Consider the following 20662-nt stretch of genomic DNA (forward strand, 5'->3'; position numbering starts at 1 on the left):
TCGTATGACTAGCAAAAGAACATAAAGAAGGTGTAGCGTTGTGAATCATACGGGATTTTGGAGTCATCCATTAGTTGAGACGGCGGGGTATTTCAGTGTCGTTACACTGTGCTTGATTGTATCAATGGTGCTATTTGAAATTGTAACAAAATATAAAAACTGGGAAGAGATTCGTAAAGGAAACTTGTCAGTGGCGATGGCAACAGGCGGAAAGATATTTGGTGTCGCAAATATTTTCCGCTATTCTATCGAGCAGCACAATAGTCTATCGCAGATGATGGGCTGGGGCTTATTCGGCTTCTTGCTTCTTGTCTTTGCCTATTTGCTGTTCGAATTCCTGACACCGAAGTTTAAAGTAGACGAGGAGATCCAAGCGGACAACCGCTCCGTCGGTTTCATCTCGCTCTGCATTTCTGTCGGTCTGTCATTCGTCATCGGCGCCAGTATTTCATAGGAGACCGCATATTATGGAAAGATTAATTAAAATATTATTAGTAGTCTGTGTACTCTTCGTCCTAATCGGAGTATACTGGCTTGTCACCAACACACCTTGACCTTGGTCTTGGTGTGTTTTTTAGTGGTTGAAATGTAGAAGAGCAAGACCAAACGGAGGATAATTTAGTAGTATTTGCGAGGGGATTGAAGCGTCCCCTCCGAAGCGTAAATCCCCTCCCGTATCCCACGTCCAGCCTCTCCATCTCTTGAAAATGTATAATAGCAATCACACTCACATAGACTAAGAGGCATGTATATAGATAAATAAAGCGCTTTCATATTTATCTTGTAAACTAATTAGTTTATCGATATACTAATGAACAAGGAATATTCAAACAATTATATCACGATAAAGGAGTTGTAAAGATGACGAAAAAACCTTGGCTTTCTGTATATCCAAGAGAAATTCCGACTACTTTAGCATATGAAAATATTCCATTGCAAGACTATCTAACCAGATCCAGTAAAAAATATTCAAATAACACAGCGATGCATTTTATGGGGAAAGACATCACGTTCAAAGAATTTCATGAGTCCGCTCTAAAATTTGCTACCTATTTGCAAAAATTAGGAGTCGTAAAAGGTGATCGCGTAGCCATTATGTTACCAAACTGTCCGCAGGGCGCTATCGCTTACTATGGAATTCTATATGCAGGAGCCATTGTGGTTCAGACAAATCCACTGTATACAGAGCGCGAATTGCACTATCAACTCTCTGATTCGGGTGCAAAAGTGATTATATCACTTGATATTTTGTTCCCTCGTGTCACGAAAGCTATGAACGGAACTGCGCTTGAAAATATTATTATTACGGGGATCAAAGATTATCTCCCGTTCCCAAAAAATCTAGTCTATCCATTCATTCAGAAAAAAGAACATAAGTTAACGGTAAAAGTAGAGCATCGTGGTATGCATCATGTATATACCGAAATCATGAAAACAACAAAACCCGATCCGATTCATGTAGCGTATGAGAACGGTGATATTGCACTATTGCAGTATACCGGAGGAACTACGGGACCGCCAAAAGGTGTAGAGTTGACCCATTCCAATTTAATTAGTAATACGGAAATGTGTAGTGCGTGGTTATACAAAACGACTGATGGCGAAGAAACGATTATGGGCATTCTACCGTTTTTCCATGTTTATGGTATGACGACCGTTTTGATTTTCGCTGTAATGAAAGGTCATAAAATGGTGTTGATACCTAAATTTGATTTCAAGACCGCATTGAAAGATATTGACAAACAAAAACCAACCATATTTCCTGGGGCACCCACGATCTATATTGGTCTGTTAAATCATCCCGATTTGGAAAAATATGATCTATCTTCTATAAAAGCTTGTATCAGTGGATCTGCTGCATTACCAGTTGAAGTGAAAGAAAAATTTGAAGCGGTAACCGGTGGAAAACTTGTGGAAGGATATGGCTTAACAGAGACGTCTCCAGTCGCTATGGCTAACTTTATTTGGGATGGATTGGAAAAGCGTGGCTCGGTTGGCGTTCCGTGGCCTGATACGGATGGATGTGTGCTTGGTCCCGGCTCATCAGAACCATTACCAGTAGGAGAAATAGGGGAGATTGCGGTAAAAGGGCCACAAGTAATGAAAGGTTATTGGAATAGACCTGAAGACACACAGGAATCATTCCGCGATGGATGGTTTTTGACAGGAGATTTAGGGTATATGGATGAGGATGGATACTTCTATGTGGTCGACCGTAAAAAAGATATGATTATCGCAAGCGGATTCAATGTTTATCCACGCGAGGTTGAAGAAGTCCTATATGAACATCCAGCTATTCAAGAATGTATCGTAGCAGGTGTACCGGATCCATATCGTGGTGAAACAGTTAAAGCGTATATTGTTTTAAAAGAAGGATATTCCATAACGGAAACAGAATTAGATACGTATTGCAGAAAACAGCTTGCTGCATTTAAAGTTCCAAAGCATTATGATTTCCGCGAAGATCTACCTAAAACAGCAGTAGGTAAAATACTGCGCAGAACATTAGTGGAAGAAGAACGAAAGAAATTAACGGAAGTTCAGAATTCATTAAAAAGTTCGTAACAAAATGCTTGACTATAAACCAAAAGAATATTAACATGAAAATATGAATGAATAGTCATTCATATTTTCTTTTTGGTGGTGAATCATTGATGAAGCGAACTAAACCTAAATATAAACAAATAGTAGACGCTGCGGTAATTGTTATTGCGGAGAACGGTTACCATCAAGCGCAAGTCTCAAAAATAGCTAAAGAAGCTGGAGTGGCGGATGGGACCATTTATTTGTACTTTAAAAATAAAGAAGACATCCTAATATCTGTATTCAGAGAAAAAATGGCGATTTTCGTAGAAAATATTAAAGAAATATTAAAAACAGATCTTCCAATTGCACAAAAACTGGAATTAGTTGTGGAAAATCACTTCAAAGTACTGCAAGAAGATCCTCATTTAGCGATCGTCACACAATTGGAACTCAGACAGTCAAATAAAGAACTGCGATTCCAAATCAATAATGTGTTGAAAGAATATATGGTTTTGTTGGATACTTTGCTTGAAGAAGGGGTAGAGAATGGAGAGTTATCTCCCGATCTAGACCTTAGACTAGCAAGGCAGATGCTATTTGGCACTATGGACGAAACGATTACCTCTTGGGTGATGAACGAACAGAAGTTTAATTTAGTCAGCCTAGCACCTAAAGTTAGCAATATGCTATTGCATGGCTACGAACAACAGTAAGCATTGTATTAAAGGAGAGATAGTAGATGACATTGATTAACTTGGAAAAGGATGGACATGTCGCATTAGCAAAAATTGATCACCCGCCAGCTAATGCTTTATCTTCAAAATTGATTGAGGAAGTGGATCAGTTGTTAACTAGCGTAGAGCACGACGACGATGTTCGTGTTGTGGTTCTATATGGTGAAGGCCGATTCTTCTCAGCAGGTGCAGACATTAAAGAATTCACAACAATTGACACTGGAGCAGCGTTCTCGCAGCTTTCTAGTAAAGGACAAGAAGTTTTCGAGCGTCTTGAAAATTTCCCTAAACCTGTAATCGCTTCCATTCATGGAGCCGCACTTGGTGGCGGTTTAGAGCTTGCTATGGCTTGCCATATCCGTTTAGTTACGAAGAGTGCAAAACTGGGATTGCCTGAATTGCAATTAGGTCTCATTCCTGGATTTGCAGGAACGCAGCGTTTACCACGTTTGGTCGGTGTAGCCAAAGCAGCAGAAATGATGTTGACGAGTGATCCGATCACAGGAGAAGACGCAGTACAGTGGGGGCTTGCGAATCATGCATATTCAGAAGAAGAACTTTCGGCAGAAACATTGAAGTTTGCGAAGAAGATTTCAGCAAAGAGCCCGATTGCAATGAAACATGCATTACGCATGCTTTCCTTCTCAAAAGACCCGTCGTTCTATGAAGGTGTGGAAGAAGAAGCTAAGTCATTTGGAGCAGTATTCGTCTCTGAAGATGCAAAAGAAGGTATTCAAGCATTTATTGAAAAGCGTCAACCTACATTTACTGGGAAGTAATTATCAAAAAAGGAGGTTCTATTAATGAACATTTATGCATTAGTAAAAAGAACATTTGATACGGAGGAAAAAATTTCAATCTCAAACGGTGCCATTGCTGAAGATGGCGCAGAATTCATCATAAATCCATACGATGAGTACGCAGTGGAAGAAGCTATTAAACTACGTGATGAACACGGTGGGGAAGTAACTGTACTATCAATCGGTAACGAAGATTCCGAGAAACAATTGCGAACTGCATTGGCAATGGGGGCAGATAAAGCAGTACTCATCAATATTGAGGACGACATTGATGATATCGACGAATACACTTCTGCAAGAGTCATTGCGGATTACTTAAAAGATAAAGATGCTGATCTAATTCTGGCGGGTAACGTAGCAATCGATGGCGGTTCAGGACAAGTGGGACCACGTGTTGCAGAATTATTAGGCATTAACTATGTCACGACAATTACTGAATTAACGATAGATGGAACGAACGCAACAGTTGTACGAGACGTAGAAGGGGATTCAGAAACTATTGAAACATCCTTGCCGATTCTCGTAACAGCACAACAAGGTCTAAACGAACCACGCTATCCTTCATTGCCAGGTATTATGAAAGCAAAGAAAAAACCTCTTGAAGACCTAGAGTTCGATGATCTGGACCTAGAGGAAGAGGATGTAGAAGCGAAGACGGAAACAAAAGAAGTCTTTTTACCACCTGCGAAATCAGCGGGGCGTGTACTTGAAGGTGAGCCAGCAGATCAGGCAGCTGAACTTATAAAATTATTGCGTAACGAAGCGAAAGTAATTTAATTCATATAGAGAACCGTACTTAGGAGGGACTACATTATGTCAAAGAAAATGTTGGTTTTAGGTGAAGCGCGTGATGGAGAACTACGTAACGTATCATTTGAAACAATTGCAGCAGCAAAGAATATTTCAGGCGGCGGAGAAGTTGTCGCTGTTCTTATAGGGGATCAAGTTCAGTCGCTTGGCGAAGAAATGATTCATTATGGAGCAGACCGTGTAGTAACGGTTGAACATCCGCATTTGAAGCACTATACACCAGATGGATTTGGCCAAGCGTTCCTTGCAGTGTACGAAGAAGAATCCCCAGACGGTGTCGTATTTGGACATACAGCCATGGGGAAAGACTTATCACCGAAAATTGCAAGTAAGCTTGGAACTGGATTAATTTCAGATGTTACAAAAATCGAAGGAGAAGGCGACGATGCAGAATTCATCCGCCCGATCTATTCTGGTAAAGCATTTGAACGAGTGGAAATTAAAGAAGGGTTGCAATTTATCACAATCCGGCCGAACAACATCGAGCCATTAGCGCATGATGCTAGCCGCTCAGGTGACGTAACAGCGAAAAGCGTGGAAATCACGAATCTTCGCTCTGTCATCAAAGACGTAGTACGTAAATCAACAGAAGGCGTTGATTTATCTGAAGCGAAAGTAATCGTAGCAGGCGGCCGTGGCGTCAAAGGACCTGAAGGATTTGAGCCTTTAAAAGAATTGGCAAATCTTCTAGGTGGTGCAGTCGGTGCTTCACGTGGGGCATGTGACGCAGACTACTGCGACTATTCACTACAGATTGGTCAAACGGGTAAAGTCGTTACACCGGACTTGTATATTGCAGCTGGAATTTCTGGAGCCATCCAGCACGTAGCAGGTATGTCCAACTCGAAAGTCATTGTGGCAATCAATAAAGATCCAGAAGCGAACATCTTTAAAATTGCGGACTACGGTATCGTAGGTGACATCTTCGAGATTATCCCCATCATGATCGAAGAAATTAAAAAGATTAAAGTCAGCTAATGAATGGGTACAGGCATTTTTTTAGCCCCTTCTATACCTCCATGATATAATACGAATATAGTTAAAGACTAAGGAGGAAATAAGAATGGCAATTATTAATGCAACTGATTCGAACTTTGCTGAAAATGTAAAAGAAGGCGTAGTACTAGTGGACTTTTGGGCACCTTGGTGTGGTCCTTGTAAAATGATCGCTCCTGTACTAGAAGAACTTTCAGGTGAACTAGAAGGAAAAGCGAACATCGTAAAAGTAAACGTGGACGATAACCAAGAAACTGCTAGCCAGTTTGGTATCATGTCGATCCCAACACTTCTTCTCTTTAAAGACGGGGAAGTAGCTGAGAAAGTAGTAGGCTTCCAACCGAAAGAAGCACTTGCACAACTAGTCGAAAAACACGCATAAATACAAGAGACCGGGCCGCAGAGCAGCCCGGTTTTTTAGTAGGTGAAAATAATGAATGAAATAATTGAACATAAACTTTCGATCCTCCCCGAATTGCCGGGTTGCTATTTAATGAAGGATCGTCAAGGTACAGTCATTTATGTAGGGAAAGCAAAAGTATTGAAAAACCGTGTGCGTAGCTATTTCACGGGTTCCCATGATGGCAAGACACAGCGATTGGTCGGAGAAATAGAGGATTTTGAATATATAGTTACCAATTCTGAAATTGAAGCATTAATTTTGGAATTAAACATGATAAAGAAATACGATCCAAAATATAATATCATGCTAAAAGATGACAAAACATATCCTTACTTGAAAATCACGAACGAACGTCATCCGAAATTGATCATTACACGAAAAGTTAATAAAAAATCAGGTAAATATTTTGGACCCTATCCAAACGCTAGCGCAGCCCATGAAACGAAAAAATTACTGGACCGCTTATATCCGTATCGTAAATGTCAAAGTATTCCTACACGCGCGTGTTTGTATTATCATATCGGTCAATGTCTGGCGCCTTGCATTAAAGAGGTACCTGCTGATGCGTATACTGAAATGATTGCAGACATTACACGATTCCTTAATGGCGGCTATAAAGAAGTCAAAAAGGAACTTCAGCAAAAAATGAACAAAGCTGCGGAAGAATTAGAATTTGAACGTGCGAAGGAATATCGTGATCAAATTACCAATATTGAAACCGTTATGGAAAAGCAGAATATGAATGCGAATGATTTTACAGATCGTGATATTTTTGGCTATGCAGTGGATAAAGGTTGGATGTGTGTGCAGGTGTTCTTCGTTAGACAAGGTAAGATGATAGAACGGGATGTCTCTATTTTTCCGGCCTATCGAGATCCGGAAGAGGAATTACTAACATATCTGGGTCGTTTCTATGGAGAAGCTCAACATTTATTGCCAAAAGAAGTACTTCTGCCGGAAACTGTTGATTTTGCATTAGCAGATCAACTACTCGATACGAATGTGTTGATACCACAACGTGGAAAGAAAAAAGAACTTGTCAAACTGGCCGTCAAGAATGCGTCTATTGCATTGAATGCTAAATTCCAAATTATTGAACGCCAAGAAGAACGTACAATTGGTGCCTGTGAAGAACTTGGGGAAGCGATGAACATCAGTACACCTCTTCGCATCGAAGCTTTCGATAACTCGCATACACATGGCGTGGAACCAGTATCCGCGATGATATCATTTGTAGATGGAAGACCCAATCGAAAAGATTACAGAAAATATAAAACTAAAACTGCTGCAGCGCATGATGACTATGGTGCGATGCGTGAAGTGGTTAGGCGACGCTATACACGTGTTTTAAAAGATCAGTTGCCTTTACCCGATTTAATTGTCATTGATGGTGGGAAAGGACAGATGGAAATCGCACGTGAAGTGCTAGAAGATGAACTCGGACTTTCCATCCCGATAGCCGGACTGGCAAAAGATGATAAACATAATACAGCGCAGTTGCTGTACGGTCATCCGCCGCAGATTGTCCCGTTGAAGAAAACGAGTGAAGCTTTTTACTTGCTTCAACGCGTCCAAGATGAAGTCCATCGATTTGCTATTACGTTCCATAGACAGAGGCGGGGGGCATCTTCACTGACTTCATCACTTGATGGAATTGAAGGTGTAGGACCAAAACGTAAACAGCAATTATTGAAACATTTTAAAACAGTGAAAGCCATACGCGAGGCAACACCCGAACAATTAAAAGAAGCAGGTATGCCAAAGAAAGTAGCGGAAGAGCTGCTCGCTCATTTCCAACAACCTGAGGAGTCTGAAAAAGCCCTTGACTGAATAAAGTCAAGGGGCTTTTATTAGTATGTAGTGTTAAGTTATCAGATTACGGATAGATGTTTGATTTTCGCCACAATTTATCCGAATAGTCAGTAATTTTTTCGGGGACGGAAAATGCATAAATAAATGAGTGGTGTAATGGAGACAAAAGATAGGAAAAACTCTCAAACCCTAACTCCTGTAGGATTCATGCAATGTCAAGCATTGTCGGATCATAGGAGAAAGTGATGTGTTATTCGACGTTTTTAGAAAAATCATAATCTACTATGAAAAGTACACAGCGTCTTGACCTGTCCAATACAGAGGAGTACAATATACATGTTATCATATTGTACCATGAAGAGAGGTACTGGTGAATGTGGACTAGATAGAGAACCGCATCACTACAGTATAATCTCAGAAATAAGGGAGGGTAAAAGACTTGTCGAAAGAAACAGATTTTTTCTTACGCCGTCTACATTCGTTGCTTGGTGTAATTCCAGTTGGACTTTTTGTTGCCCAACACTTAGTAATTAACCATTTTGCAACGCGCGGTGAGGAAGCATTCAACACAGCATCTAATTTTATGGGGAACTTGCCGTTTGTATTTTTCCTGGAATGGTTTATTATTTACATTCCACTCATGTTCCACGCGTTTTACGGAGTGTACATAGCTTTCTCAGCAAAATACAACGTGGGACATTACAGTACTTTCCGTAACTGGATGTTCACGCTCCAACGGTTCACGGGCGTATTCCTTGTCATCTTCATTGCATGGCATGTATACGAAACTCGTATTCAAAAAGCTCTTGGAGCCGAAGTAGACTTCAACATGATGGTCGATATTTTGTCGAATCCACTTATGCTTGTATTCTATATCCTAGGTGTTGTATCTGCTACTTTCCACTTAGCAAACGGATTATGGTCTTTCTGTGTTACGTGGGGAATTGCACAATCACCACAATCACAAAAAATCGTATCTTACATCACAATCGTTATATTCTTAATACTTTCTGTAATTGGAATTCAAGCACTTCTAGCTTTTGTGTAAAAAACTAACTAACTAATGAAATTATGTATAATTGAGGAGTGACACAATAATGGCAAAAGGCAGATTGATTGTCGTCGGTGGAGGACTAGCTGGACTAATGGCTACCATCAAATCAGCGGAAGCTGGTGTACCGGTTGACTTGTTCTCGCTAGTACCAGTAAAACGTTCCCACTCCGTATGTGCCCAAGGCGGCATTAACGGTGCTGTAAATACGAAAGGTGAAGGCGACTCCGTCGACATTCACTTTGATGATACAGTTTATGGTGGGGACTTCCTAGCGAATCAAAAACCAGTACAAGCAATGACGGCAGCAGCTCCTGGAATTATCCACTTATTGGATCGTATGGGTGTTATGTTTAACCGCACGCCAGAAGGTCTATTGGATTTCCGTCGTTTCGGTGGTACACTTCACCACCGTACAGCGTATGCAGGTGCAACAACTGGACAACAGTTACTTTATGCTCTTGATGAACAAGTGCGTTCTCACGAGGTATCAGGACTTGTACAAAAATACGAGCACTGGGAATTCCTTGGAATTATTAAAGATGAAGAAGGTACGTGCCGTGGGATCAAAGCTCAAAACTTGAAGACGATGGAAATTCAAGCGTTCAAAGCGGATGCTGTCATCATGGCAACAGGCGGCCCTGGTATTATTTTCGGTAAGTCCACAAACTCTGTGATCAATACAGGTTCTGCGGCTTCCATCGTATACCAACAAGGTGCAAAATATGCAAACGGAGAATTTATTCAAATTCACCCAACAGCGATTCCAGGAGACGACAAGCTTCGTCTAATGAGTGAATCTGCACGTGGTGAAGGTGGACGAGTGTGGACGTATAAAGATGGAAAACCATGGTACTTCTTGGAAGAAAAATATCCGGACTATGGTAACCTAGTTCCACGGGATATTGCGACACGTGAAATCTTTGACGTGTGTGTAAACCAAAAACTAGGTATCAACGGTGAAAACATGGTGTATTTGGATCTGTCCCATAAGGACCCGAAAGAACTTGACATTAAACTTGGTGGAATCATCGAGATTTATGAAAAGTTCACGGGAGATGATCCGCGTAAATTGCCGATGAAAATCTTCCCGGCTGTTCACTACTCAATGGGTGGACTATGGGTTGACGATCACCAGCAAACAAGCATCCCAGGCCTATTCGCAGCAGGCGAATGTGATTACTCACAGCATGGTGCAAACCGTCTAGGTGCTAACTCTTTGCTATCTGCTATCTACGGCGGAATGGTCGCAGGACCAAACGCAATCGATTATATGAAGCATCTAAAGCGTACAGCTGATGAACTTCCTGCAACGATCTTCGAAGATGCAGTGAAAGAAGAGCAACAAAAATGGGAAGACACTCTTAAGATGGATGGTACAGAGAATGCGTACATTCTTCACAGAGAGCTTGGCGAATGGATGACTGACAACGTAACGGTTGTTCGTTTCAATGATAAATTGAAGCAGACAGACGAGAAAATTGTCGAGTTACTTGAGCGTTATGAAAATATTAATATTACGGATACACAGCAATGGTCTAACCAAGGAGCTATTTTCACACGTCAGTTGAAAAACATGCTATATCTAGCACGTGTTATCACTTTAGGTGCATTGAATCGTGATGAGAGTCGTGGCGCGCACTACAAGCCGGACTTCCCGAATCGTGACGATGAGAACTTCTTGAAAACAACAATTGCGGAATTCGATGGAGTCTCTGCACCAATTATTTCATATGAAGAGGTAGATACATCTATCATTCCTCCACGTATCCGTGATTATTCAGCGAAGAAAGGAGATTGACAAAAGTGAGCGAACAACAAACAGCAACTGCTACAAAAACTGTCGTGTTTGACATTCATCGTCAAGATACTGCCACTTCAAGCCCATATGTGGAAAGATTTGAAGTTCCATATCGCCCGAATATGAACGTAATTTCGGCTCTAATGGAAATCAGACGTAACCCAGTAAATGCCAAAGGTGAAAAAACGACGCCTATTAACTGGGATATGAACTGTTTGGAAGAAGTCTGTGGTGCATGTTCAATGGTTATAAACGGTCGCCCTCGTCAGTCATGTACTGCGCTGGTTGATCAGTTAACACAACCTATTAAACTTGAGCCTATGCGTACATTCCCAGTCGTTCGTGACTTAGTTGTTGACCGTGAATTCATGTTCGATTCGTTAAAGCGTATTAAAGCATGGGTTCCGATCGATGGTACGTATGATCTTGGTGAAGGTCCTCGTATGCCTGAGCGCAAGCGTCAATGGGCATATGAATTGTCTAAATGTATGACTTGCGGGGTATGTCTAGAAGCTTGTCCGAACGTAAACGACAAGACGAACTTCATGGGTCCTGCATTAATGTCACAAGTACGTCTATTCAATGCCCATCCGACGGGTGCAATGAACAAAGATGAGCGTTTGGCTACTGTTATGGGAGACGGAGGAATCACTGAGTGCGGTAACTCACAAAACTGTGTAGTTGCTTGCCCTAAAGGAATTCCATTGACGACTTCAATCGGTGCAATTGGTAGAGCAACGACGATCCAAATGTTCAAAAACTTCTTCGGAAGTGACCACCAAGTAGATTAATTTCTATAAACGAAGCTGTCCAAGAAGTCTATGACTTCCTGGACAGTTTTTTTGATGTTTATAGCTCGTAGACTATGTAAGAAAGCTTCAGATTTCTTCTTTGGAAAATGTCCATCACCAATCTTCAATCCCTAGTAGTCATAAATTGAATTTGCGCCGTCAGAATTATAATAAATGTTATTTGACGTAAATGTATATTTTGATATACTGAAGAAATGAATAATCATTCATTATGAAGGGGTGCATGTAAATGAGAGAGAGTTATATTGATAATTTAGAGGAATGGATAGAAGGTTTTCATTTTCATGCGGAAGTTACAGTCCGTTTTTCTGAGACGGATATGTATGGACATTTAAACAACACAAAAGTCTTTGCATATTTTGAGTATGCTAGAATTGAATTTTTGAAACATCTACACCATATGGACAAGTGGGTGGATCCAAAGGGCAAAACTATTCCAATAGTGGCGGATTTACAATGTGATTTTGCGAAGCAAGTGTACTTTGACGAAAAGCTACAGATCTATGTAAAGGCTAATTCCATGGGCACGAGTTCAGTTGATTTGCATTATATGGCTAAGAATGAACGCAATGAAATGGTCTTCACAGGTAGAGGTGCTATCGTTCAAGTTGGAAAAGGTGATGGAATGCCTGTTGCATGGACAGAAGAAGAAAAACAGATGTTTCTCGAAAACTCGTAAAAGCCTACACAGCCGCCCCTATCCTTACATATCCTAAGGGGAAAGCGTAAAGAGGAGGGGCGCATCTTGGATGAAATGCAAAACCGTTCTTTATTAACAAATCGGGAACGACAAATTTTCACTTTGCTGGTAGACGATTTTACAACAAAAGAAATTGCTGGACAGCTGACCATTAGTGAGAAAACCGTACGAAATCATATTTCGAATACGATTCAAAAATTGGGCGTGTCAGGCAGAGCACAGGCTATCGTTGAATTATTGCGATTGGGAGAATTACAGCTAAACTAAAAATGATAGCTTGCTTACGATAGTAGATTAATTTTGTGCAATTGGTGTCAATTACTTCTTTTCTAGCCTATAACCGAAGGAAAAAATGTTGCGTTCATCAATGAAAACGGTACAATGAAAAGATAGGACTCATTTCAGGGAGCTGATTTTTTGTTGAATGAACAGAAAAACGTACCAACTGATATCGTAACGATGGAAAAAGACTTGCGATACATTGCGTCCATCATTAAAGAACAAGGTCGGAAAATATTAAAGAACTCTACTATTACACCTCCTCAATTCAGCGCTCTTCAATGGTTGTTGGAACATGGTGATATGACCATCGGTGATCTATCCAATAGAATGTTCCTAGCTTTCAGCACCACGACGGATTTAGTAGACAGAATGGAAAATAGTCAACTAGTGAAGCGAGTGCGGGATGAAAAGGATCGTCGGGTGGTCCGTGTCCATTTATTACCTGAAGGGATACGGATTATTGAAGAGGTCATACAGAAGAGACAAGAGTATTTACAAGATGTTCTTGCCGATTCAAATGAGCAAGAAATTCAGCGGTTTTCAGAATTGCTGGCTACACTACATGAACAGATGACAAGAGATTGAGGGATTACATTGAATGCACCTATTGGAGTAATTGATTCGGGGGTCGGTGGACTGACAGTTGTAAGAGAGTTACGCCACCACTTACCGAATGAACCTATTATTTATATTGGCGATGATGCACGTTGTCCGTATGGTCCTCGACCTGCGGAAGAAGTGTTGCAATTTACGATGGATATGGTCAACAGTCTGGCACAAATGGGTATAAAATTGCTGGTGATTGCGTGTAACACTGCGACTGCTATAGCGCTAGAAGACGTACGGAAGAAATTTGATTTTCCTATTGTCGGTGTTATTAAGCCCGGGGCCAGAGCAGCTGTCAACGCGTCGCAAACAGGTGAAATTGCCGTGCTTGGTACAGAAGGCACCGTGAACAGTAAAGCATATGATCAGGCGATACAAGCTCTAAAAAAGGAAGCGAAAGTCTATTCACTTGCGTGTCCGGAATTCGTGCCAATCGTTGAAAGTGGAGAATATCGCGCACAGGCGGCAAGGGATATAGTCGATAAGACATTACAGCCTTTGCATAACTACTCGTTTGATTCTGTAATACTTGGCTGTACGCATTATCCATTATTGCAAGAACATATTGAAGCGCATTTCTCCAATCAAAAGAATGTTATTTCTTCAGCGGCGGAGACTGTGATTGACGTTGAAGGGATTCTTAAAGCTAAGCAATTACAATCTGTTTATGCTAAAGAGCCAATATTTTATACAACAGGCTCAACAGAAAAATTTCAGGCCATCGTTGAGGATTGGCTTGCCATTCCCCAGCCAGACGTACGCAAGTTGACTTTTTAGTATATGGCAGTGCCCGAAAACTGTACATTGTTTTCGGGTTTTTGCTGTGAATATGGTAAGATGGATTGATTGTAGACTTGATGAGCAGGTCACACCAAATAGATGAGTCAAAACGGAGGAAATTGTATGCGACATGATGGAAGAGCAATAGAAGATATTCGTACAGTAACGATAGAGAAAGATTATTTGATACACCCAGAGGGTTCCGTACTGATTTCAGTAGGCAATACTAAAGTGATTTGTACAGCGACGATTGAAGATCGAGTACCGCCGTTTATGCGTAATAGTGGAAAAGGGTGGATATCCGCTGAGTACTCCATGTTGCCACGCGCCACAGGACAACGGACAATCCGTGAATCATCCCGCGGTAAAGTAGGTGGTCGTACAATGGAAATCCAGCGTTTGATTGGACGGGCTTTGCGTGCAGTCGTTGATTTGGATGCTATTGGAGAGCGTACGATTTGGATTGACTGTGATGTCATTCAAGCAGACGGTGGAACGCGAACATCATCCATTACAGGTGCATTCGTTGCGTTAGTCATCGCTGCGAATAAATTGCAAATCGAAAAGCAACTGCCCGTTTTCCCAGTTCGTGATTTCCTAGCAGCTACAAGTGTGGGGAAATTGGCTGACGGTCAATTGATCACAGATCTCGATTATGTAGAAGATTCTTCGGCAGATGTGGATATGAATGTTGTCATGACGGGACAAGGCCAATTCGTTGAACTCCAAGGGACAGGCGAAGAAGCTACTTTTTCTCGTGCGGAAATGAATGATTTATTGACATTAGCTGAATCGGGAATCGAACAACTGATTGCCATTCAAAGAGAAGTATTAGGTGAGTTAGCAGATAAGATTGGACAACAGGCAGGCGAAGCACAATGAAAGAAGTGTTAATCGCAACGAATAATAAAGGGAAGGCAAAAGACTTTGAAGTTCTCTTTCGTCCTTTAGGTATTACCGTGATGACGTTGCAAGATATCGGAGAATCAATTGATGTAGAAGAAACCGGTACCACTTTCGTTGACAATGCCATACTGAAAGCCGAGACCGTTGCAAATTTACTGGGGAAAATAGTAATTGCGGATGACAGTGGGCTGGAAGTGGATGCATTAAATGGTGAGCCAGGTGTCTACTCTGCGCGCTATGCAGGCGAGCCTTCGGACGATGAAGCGAATATCGATAAGTTGCTAGCTAAACTTTCAGGAGTACCTAAAACAGCGCGTCAGGCACGTTTTCGATGCATTCTGGCAATTGCAGGATCAGGTGTCGAGACAACTACTTATTCTGGTAGCTGTGAAGGTTTTATTACAGAACAACGACAAGGAACGAATGGGTTCGGCTATGATCCGATATTTTATGTGCCTAGTAAAGAAAAAACAATGGCAGAATTATCTGCAGAAGAGAAAAGTGCGGTCTCTCATCGAGGGGCAGCTTTAGCTGAGTTAAAAGAACAGCTACCAAAATTTATTACGCGGATTGGTGAGATAAAATGAAGCTAATTGTTTTAAGTGATTCACATGGCGACGTAAATACAGTGGAGCAAGTTACATCATTGCAAGCGGACGCAATATTCCATTGTGGCGACAGCGAATTATCGGCAAAAGATCCATTGCTCAATGGAATCCATATTGTTCGTGGTAACTGTGATCGAGATGATCTATTCCCAGCGTCCATTGTTCAGAAAGTGGACGATGAGACTGTATTTGTCGTCCACGGCCATGAACACGACGTTAAGCGCTCTATGCTGACTCTTTCCTACGCAGCAGCTGAACAGCAAGCCACCATTGTATTATTCGGACATTCCCATTTGTATGGGGCGGAGATGATCGACGATGTGCTTTTTGTTAATCCGGGAAGCACGACGCAACCACGTGGCGGTAGGAAAGCTACCTACGCAGTCATCGAAATAGCCGATGCTCATACTGTGAGTTTTCACAGTATGAATCACGACTTACTAGACCAAATCATTTTAAATAAATAGTTTTAAGAAATAGTGTTGACTTTTGTTTAGGTTATGCATATAATAGTTCTTGTGCCTGTGGTTGCAGGTGTTTGTCTCAGTAGCTCAGCTGGATAGAGCAATGCCCTTCTAAGGCATCGGTCGGGGGTTCGAATCCCTCCTGGGACGTAATATGCATGTTTTTAAACAACATAATAACATTAAGAAACCTCTTCAAACGTTGATGCGACAATGTTTGAGGGGGTTTTCTTTTTCATGAAGCGTAGCATTGAATACATGTGAATATATAAATTTACAACACAAACGCTACACATTACTACACCGCATTTGATTGCATTTCCGTTATGATCCGTACAGATTTTTCTTCTTCTTCTTTTCTCATTTCTTTTAAAACATGTGAGTAATATTTGAGCGTCGTTTCCACATCTTTATGGCCTGCACGTTCAGAAACAAATTGAACCGATACACCTTTATATAGTAAAACAGAAATATGAGTATGTCGTAATCCGTGAATAGTGATCGGGTCGATCTTTAAACTTTTCAGTGTGTTTCGTAATAATTTGTTAATCGCTTCATTGGACAATGTGCCTTTGCTGGATTGTGGATTGAAAAATACTGCACCGTGTACATTGGTTGGTAACTTTTGAAAAAGGTTTTTGAATATTTCCATTGTCACTTTATCCACTGCAACATCTCGTTTAGATTGCGTATTTTTAAGTGGAGCAAAACCCGTACCCTTTTTGTAATCCCAGGCTTGCCGAACGTGAATGACACCCTTTTTAAAATCAAAATCAGATCGTTTCAATCCACATAATTCAGCGAATCGCATTCCTGTTGTTGCCGCCAGTAATAAAATGTAATAGCCTAAACTTTTATCTAGCCGTTTCTTTAATTCTTTAATCAACATAACGCTTTCCTCGTAATTCAAATGTCTTTCTTCAGATGTTTTGGATTCCACTTTACTATTAAACTCCACACCGCGTGTGAAATCTACTCGTATTCGTCCTTCATCCACAGCATCTTTCACACAAGCGCGAATATGCGTGTTCAATTTGCGTATCGTCGCATAGGCGCGAGTCTCACCGTATTCATTCAGAAAACGTTGATATTTCCGCTTAGTCATATCTTGTAAGGTAATCCCGCCTAATTCTTCTACAATCGTTTTATGGGTGTTCAGGTAGCGATTATAAGTGACTTCGGCCTTTGCAGATTTTAAATCTTTTACCCACACTTCGAAATAATCCGCGAAAATATCTTTATTGAGGACTGGGGAGACACCTTGGGCCAGTTCTCCTTCTATTATGTCAGCAGCTTTCTTCGCTTCTCCTTTTGTGCGGAATCCGCCTTTGCGTATAGGGGTATACTTACCTTCTGTATAACTGCTTATTGTATATTGCCAGGTCTTCCCACGTTGCTGAAATGTAGCCATATTAGTTTCTCCTTTCCTACTAAATGATTGGAACATTCGTTCTACTTATGATATATTAGCATTACCTAAAATGTCAAAATTTAAAAATATACATATTTTTGGGTGAAAGTAGGGTATAATTACAGTAAGCTATTCGGCTGACAGTCGGATACGAGCAGACCTTAGATCTACTCGTTATTGCTCACTTCGTTCCATTGGTATAAATCTTCGATCTGGCAATCTAAAATAACCGCGATGTTTTTGGCGACTTCCAATGACATCCCTTGCTTGTTTGTTACATATTTATTTACCTGTTGCTTGGTCACACTTAACTTAATTGCCAAATCATGCTGATTCATACCTTTACTTTCTAGGATTTCTCGAAGCAAGCATCTTCCGACTTTGTAAGCCAAATAGACACCCCACAAAAAATATTAAAGGCGGCGCTGTTATGAACAACGATGCGTTACAAACACTGGTGAGTTTCGTCCAACTTCTTAAAAATAAGAAATGTAAACCGCCTAGCCAAAGTTCAAAAATTAATCCTGATTCATCTTCTCGTAATACTCCACAGTAAAGCGTATGCTTTCCAAAAACTTTTCTCGATCCTCTCCCTGCATGGAGAGGGTTTTTTCTATTAAATCTTTTAGGAAATTCATTTCGTTTAATTCTAATCCGTCAGCCATTTGTAACGCACGTTCGAAATTATTGTTTTGATCTTCCACATTCATTTCAGGAAATAAATCATCTACTCTAATATCTAACGCTTTTGCAATGGCAAATAAAGCATCTTGTTCAGGTGAGATTGTGCCTGTTTCATAATTCGATATGGTGTTATTTTTTTTGCCTATCAACTCCCCGAGATCGTTTTGAGTAAGTTTCTTCTTTTTTCGGTAGTGTTTTATTTTACCGCCTACAAACTTCGCTAAATCATCTTCCTTCATTAGTACATCCTCCTTTCGGAATTAATTATACCATAGTATTATGCTGTTTAAAGAGATTTATTCCTTAAAAACGAAATAAATCGTTGACAGCTTCGGTAATAACGAATATAGTAGATTCATAGCAAACAGAGAGGAGGAAAGAACATGAAACAGTGGAACTTGATTCGCTTACGCAACGAAAGAGGTTTAAAGCAGAAAGACATGGCAAAGCTGTTGGATATAACGGTTGAATCGTATGGTTTGAAGGAACGCGGTCAGCATCAGTTCCGGATGGATGAAATGTTTTCAATCAGTCATTTTTTTCATATACCAATTGAAGATATTTTTTTACCTAGGAACTTCGGTAATAACGAAGTTTGTGGACCGTCAGAAAGTCAATGTTCACTTTGAACAAAACAACCATCAAAGGTTGCACTGAAAATATGGGCTAGAAAATTTCAGTAAATTACAGAATGGGGGTACAGCGATGCAACAACTTAACGTCAATCTCTCTATTGATATTCCATCAGATTACGTATTAATTTCAAAAATCGAATTGGAAGATTTGCAAAAAGAACAACTACTAGGAACCTACTGGACAATGAAAGACTTGGAGGTTCGGACAAGCAAAAAACAAGTATGGCTGAAAGAAAATCTACTCTATGTACCAAGATTAAAAGAGTCGTTAGATGTGAAGAATGGCGGTTTTGTTTATTACCCTAGTAAGTCGGGTGAAAAGTGGAGTTTTCAGGCTAGTGAAATGGCGAAGTTTCTGGACAAAAACTTTTGTTTGATATTCGGAGGGAAGTGATCTGAATGACGGATTATGAATATCTACTAATCTGCACGATCATGCTTCCAATTGTTGCGTTCATGATTGGTCGTCTGTGGGAACACGCAGGACACGAAATTAAAAATGAGGAGGATTTATCTAATGGAAAATAAACAAGGTCGTAAATCAATGCAAGACTGGCAGGAAATGACGGATGCGTTAACAGCTCGTGTATATAAAAGTGGGTTTAATGCAGGGTATGACGCGGCAAAGGATGAGACACCGGATGTAGCGACGGTTGTAACTAATCTGGTTAATCATTACACAAATCACGAGTTGTCCGCGATTGTAGATGATCTTCAAACTGCCTTGCATTACAGATGGGAGAAAACGCAGAACGAACAACGCGCGGAATTGATTCAGCGGGCTAGGGAGTTTGTGGAGGGACAGAGGGTGGTTCGGAAAGGAAAGAAAGTTTATATCTCACCTGGTTACGTAGGATTTTGGTGCAGTGCCGACTTCGTTGTAAATGCAGATAAAAGAACTGTCGTCTGTTTGCTGAAAAGTGCAAGTGACAACGTCAGAAGTAAAGGCATCGCCAAATGCATGCCAGGCGAAGTATTCAACGCTGAAATCGGTAAAGCTATCGCACTAGCAAGAGCATTGGAGATTGATGTTCCAAAAGAGTTTATGCAAGCGGTACAACCAGATGAATGGGCTGTAGGTCAAATTGTGACGTTCCCAGCAGGCGACAGCAATCATATGAAATTAAATTATCAAATTGATTCTGTTTCCGAGACAGTAAACAACCTAATTAAATTATTTGAACGTGGTAAAGCAAGCGCAGATTTAACGGATTCTATGATTCATGAGCTACCAATCATCGACGATACCAACGCTCAATACGAGGTGACAACATGATAACCAGTATCTGCATAGCGCCAGTAGATAAACCGGAAATCGCATTTGCCGAATTACATGAAACTTGGACAAGCGAAGGTGGGGCATGGCGTGTGGAGGCAAAAGTAGAGAGTGTGGAAAGCTTGCCAAAATATAAAGTCCGTACCGTGACTATTTACAAGCGTAATAAACACACATTGCAATATACGCGGTTACGTCCAGACAGTGATATACGCATACCACAGACGGTGCTTAATAAATATGACGAGTTTGTGAGTTTAGCAAGTGAGGTGAGATAGATGTTTGACACATCCAATAGACCGTTTATCAACGGCAATCCAGAGTTCTGGACAACAGGTATTAAAATCGAGCCTGACGGCAGAAAACGATACAAATGCAGCTACATTTGCGAGTGTGGACATAGAGGGAAGCGTTATATTCCGCTCGGCACGGATCACGTCACTTGTCACTCGTGCGAATATCATAATCATGTTGAGCCGGCCGGACCTATTGATCTCTATGGTCTTCCGAAAAGAGATCGTCACGGAAACTTTTATACAGCTATTTCTAGGAGGTGGTGAGGAAA

At 40.9% G+C, this 20662-nt stretch carries 27 protein-coding genes and 1 tRNA gene; 25 read left to right on the forward strand and 3 right to left on the reverse strand.

What is annotated here, in order from left to right; genetic code table 11:
* Nucleotides 1–40 precede the first annotated feature (40 nt).
* The 19 genes from CSV75_RS01495 (at nt 41) to CSV75_RS01585 (ending at nt 16241) form a co-directional block, all read left to right on the forward strand.
* Nucleotides 41–454 carry a DUF350 domain-containing protein gene (locus tag CSV75_RS01495; RefSeq protein WP_099674447.1) on the forward strand — a complete coding sequence of 138 codons (414 nt, stop codon included), beginning with the start codon at nt 41–43 and terminating at the stop codon, nt 452–454.
* 407 nt (nt 455–861) lie between these two features.
* On the forward strand, nt 862–2565 hold the full coding sequence (locus CSV75_RS01500) for a long-chain-fatty-acid--CoA ligase (protein WP_099674448.1): 1704 nt from the start codon (nt 862–864) through the stop codon (nt 2563–2565).
* Nucleotides 2566–2654: 89 nt separating this feature from the next.
* The gene (locus CSV75_RS01505; RefSeq protein WP_099674449.1) at nt 2655–3239 is read left to right on the forward strand and encodes a fatty acid metabolism transcriptional regulator FadR; all 585 of its coding nucleotides are present in this window, start codon (nt 2655–2657) and stop codon (nt 3237–3239) included.
* A gap of 26 nt (nt 3240–3265) precedes the next feature.
* Nucleotides 3266–4039: an enoyl-CoA hydratase gene (locus CSV75_RS01510; RefSeq protein ID WP_099674450.1), complete on the forward strand. Its 774-nt coding sequence runs from the start codon at nt 3266–3268 to the stop codon at nt 4037–4039.
* A gap of 24 nt (nt 4040–4063) precedes the next feature.
* On the forward strand, nt 4064–4837 hold the full coding sequence (locus CSV75_RS01515) for an electron transfer flavoprotein subunit beta/FixA family protein (protein WP_099674451.1): 774 nt from the start codon (nt 4064–4066) through the stop codon (nt 4835–4837).
* Between the two features lie 36 nt (nt 4838–4873).
* Nucleotides 4874–5848: an electron transfer flavoprotein subunit alpha/FixB family protein gene (locus CSV75_RS01520; protein WP_099636481.1), complete on the forward strand. Its 975-nt coding sequence runs from the start codon at nt 4874–4876 to the stop codon at nt 5846–5848.
* 85 nt (nt 5849–5933) lie between these two features.
* Nucleotides 5934–6248 carry a thioredoxin gene (gene trxA / locus CSV75_RS01525; protein ID WP_099629723.1) on the forward strand — a complete coding sequence of 105 codons (315 nt, stop codon included), beginning with the start codon at nt 5934–5936 and terminating at the stop codon, nt 6246–6248.
* Between the two features lie 51 nt (nt 6249–6299).
* Nucleotides 6300–8099 (forward strand): excinuclease ABC subunit UvrC, encoded by a 1800-nt coding sequence (gene uvrC / locus CSV75_RS01530; RefSeq protein WP_099674452.1) that lies wholly within the window; start codon nt 6300–6302, stop codon nt 8097–8099.
* A gap of 421 nt (nt 8100–8520) precedes the next feature.
* Nucleotides 8521–9129 (forward strand): succinate dehydrogenase cytochrome b558 subunit, encoded by a 609-nt coding sequence (locus tag CSV75_RS01535; protein WP_099674453.1) that lies wholly within the window; start codon nt 8521–8523, stop codon nt 9127–9129.
* Between the two features lie 49 nt (nt 9130–9178).
* Nucleotides 9179–10933 (forward strand): succinate dehydrogenase flavoprotein subunit, encoded by a 1755-nt coding sequence (gene sdhA / locus CSV75_RS01540; protein WP_099672814.1) that lies wholly within the window; start codon nt 9179–9181, stop codon nt 10931–10933.
* Nucleotides 10930–11724, forward strand: coding sequence for a succinate dehydrogenase iron-sulfur subunit (sdhB, locus tag CSV75_RS01545; protein ID WP_198166058.1), 795 nt, complete (start codon nt 10930–10932; stop codon nt 11722–11724). Before sdhA ends, sdhB begins: the two co-directional genes overlap by 4 nt.
* Nucleotides 11725–11974: 250 nt before the next feature.
* Entirely contained in the window at nt 11975–12424 is a 450-nt protein-coding gene (locus CSV75_RS01550; protein WP_099674454.1) for an acyl-CoA thioesterase, read from the forward strand.
* Nucleotides 12425–12499: 75 nt separating this feature from the next.
* Entirely contained in the window at nt 12500–12712 is a 213-nt protein-coding gene (locus tag CSV75_RS01555; protein WP_085428963.1) for a helix-turn-helix domain-containing protein, read from the forward strand.
* 192 nt (nt 12713–12904) lie between these two features.
* Nucleotides 12905–13312: a MarR family winged helix-turn-helix transcriptional regulator gene (locus CSV75_RS01560; protein WP_099630006.1), complete on the forward strand. Its 408-nt coding sequence runs from the start codon at nt 12905–12907 to the stop codon at nt 13310–13312.
* A gap of 9 nt (nt 13313–13321) precedes the next feature.
* Nucleotides 13322–14110 carry a glutamate racemase gene (gene racE / locus CSV75_RS01565; RefSeq protein ID WP_099674455.1) on the forward strand — a complete coding sequence of 263 codons (789 nt, stop codon included), beginning with the start codon at nt 13322–13324 and terminating at the stop codon, nt 14108–14110.
* A gap of 126 nt (nt 14111–14236) precedes the next feature.
* Complete coding sequence (gene rph, locus CSV75_RS01570; RefSeq protein ID WP_099674456.1) at nt 14237–14995, forward strand: ribonuclease PH; 759 nt, start codon at nt 14237–14239, stop codon at nt 14993–14995.
* On the forward strand, nt 14992–15606 hold the full coding sequence (locus CSV75_RS01575; protein WP_099674457.1) for an XTP/dITP diphosphatase: 615 nt from the start codon (nt 14992–14994) through the stop codon (nt 15604–15606). The genes rph and CSV75_RS01575 overlap by 4 nt, the downstream gene beginning before the upstream one ends.
* Entirely contained in the window at nt 15603–16094 is a 492-nt protein-coding gene (locus CSV75_RS01580; protein WP_099674458.1) for a metallophosphoesterase, read from the forward strand. Before CSV75_RS01575 ends, CSV75_RS01580 begins: the two co-directional genes overlap by 4 nt.
* Nucleotides 16095–16167: 73 nt before the next feature.
* A tRNA-Arg gene (locus tag CSV75_RS01585) sits at nt 16168–16241 on the forward strand.
* Between the two features lie 148 nt (nt 16242–16389).
* Here CSV75_RS01585 and CSV75_RS01590 read toward each other — a convergent pair.
* The 3 genes from CSV75_RS01590 to CSV75_RS01600 form a co-directional block, all read right to left on the reverse strand.
* Nucleotides 16390–17502, reverse strand: coding sequence for a site-specific integrase (locus CSV75_RS01590; RefSeq protein WP_099674459.1), 1113 nt, complete (start codon nt 17500–17502; stop codon nt 16390–16392).
* Between the two features lie 167 nt (nt 17503–17669).
* Nucleotides 17670–17894 (reverse strand): helix-turn-helix transcriptional regulator, encoded by a 225-nt coding sequence (locus tag CSV75_RS01595; protein ID WP_099674460.1) that lies wholly within the window; start codon nt 17892–17894, stop codon nt 17670–17672.
* Nucleotides 17895–18020: 126 nt separating this feature from the next.
* Complete coding sequence (locus CSV75_RS01600) at nt 18021–18425, reverse strand: helix-turn-helix transcriptional regulator (RefSeq protein ID WP_099674461.1); 405 nt, start codon at nt 18423–18425, stop codon at nt 18021–18023.
* A 144-nt stretch (nt 18426–18569) separates the two neighbouring features.
* Between CSV75_RS01600 and CSV75_RS01605 the strand changes: the two genes are divergently transcribed.
* From CSV75_RS01605 to CSV75_RS16085, 6 genes are all read left to right on the forward strand, one after another.
* Nucleotides 18570–18815 carry a helix-turn-helix transcriptional regulator gene (locus CSV75_RS01605; protein ID WP_099674462.1) on the forward strand — a complete coding sequence of 82 codons (246 nt, stop codon included), beginning with the start codon at nt 18570–18572 and terminating at the stop codon, nt 18813–18815.
* A gap of 76 nt (nt 18816–18891) precedes the next feature.
* Nucleotides 18892–19215 (forward strand): DUF771 domain-containing protein, encoded by a 324-nt coding sequence (locus CSV75_RS01610; protein ID WP_099674463.1) that lies wholly within the window; start codon nt 18892–18894, stop codon nt 19213–19215.
* Between the two features lie 5 nt (nt 19216–19220).
* Nucleotides 19221–19349: a hypothetical protein gene (locus tag CSV75_RS16620; protein ID WP_255406626.1), complete on the forward strand. Its 129-nt coding sequence runs from the start codon at nt 19221–19223 to the stop codon at nt 19347–19349.
* Entirely contained in the window at nt 19339–20097 is a 759-nt protein-coding gene (locus CSV75_RS01615) for a hypothetical protein (protein ID WP_099674464.1), read from the forward strand. Before CSV75_RS16620 ends, CSV75_RS01615 begins: the two co-directional genes overlap by 11 nt.
* On the forward strand, nt 20094–20375 hold the full coding sequence (locus tag CSV75_RS01620) for a hypothetical protein (RefSeq protein WP_099674465.1): 282 nt from the start codon (nt 20094–20096) through the stop codon (nt 20373–20375). The genes CSV75_RS01615 and CSV75_RS01620 overlap by 4 nt, the downstream gene beginning before the upstream one ends.
* Nucleotides 20376–20657 (forward strand): hypothetical protein, encoded by a 282-nt coding sequence (locus tag CSV75_RS16085; RefSeq protein ID WP_144034755.1) that lies wholly within the window; start codon nt 20376–20378, stop codon nt 20655–20657. It begins immediately after the preceding gene.
* The last annotated feature ends 5 nt before the right edge of the window (nt 20658–20662 follow it).

Source organism: Sporosarcina sp. P18a (assembly GCF_002743135.1).
Lineage (GTDB): Bacteria > Bacillota > Bacilli > Bacillales_A > Planococcaceae > Sporosarcina.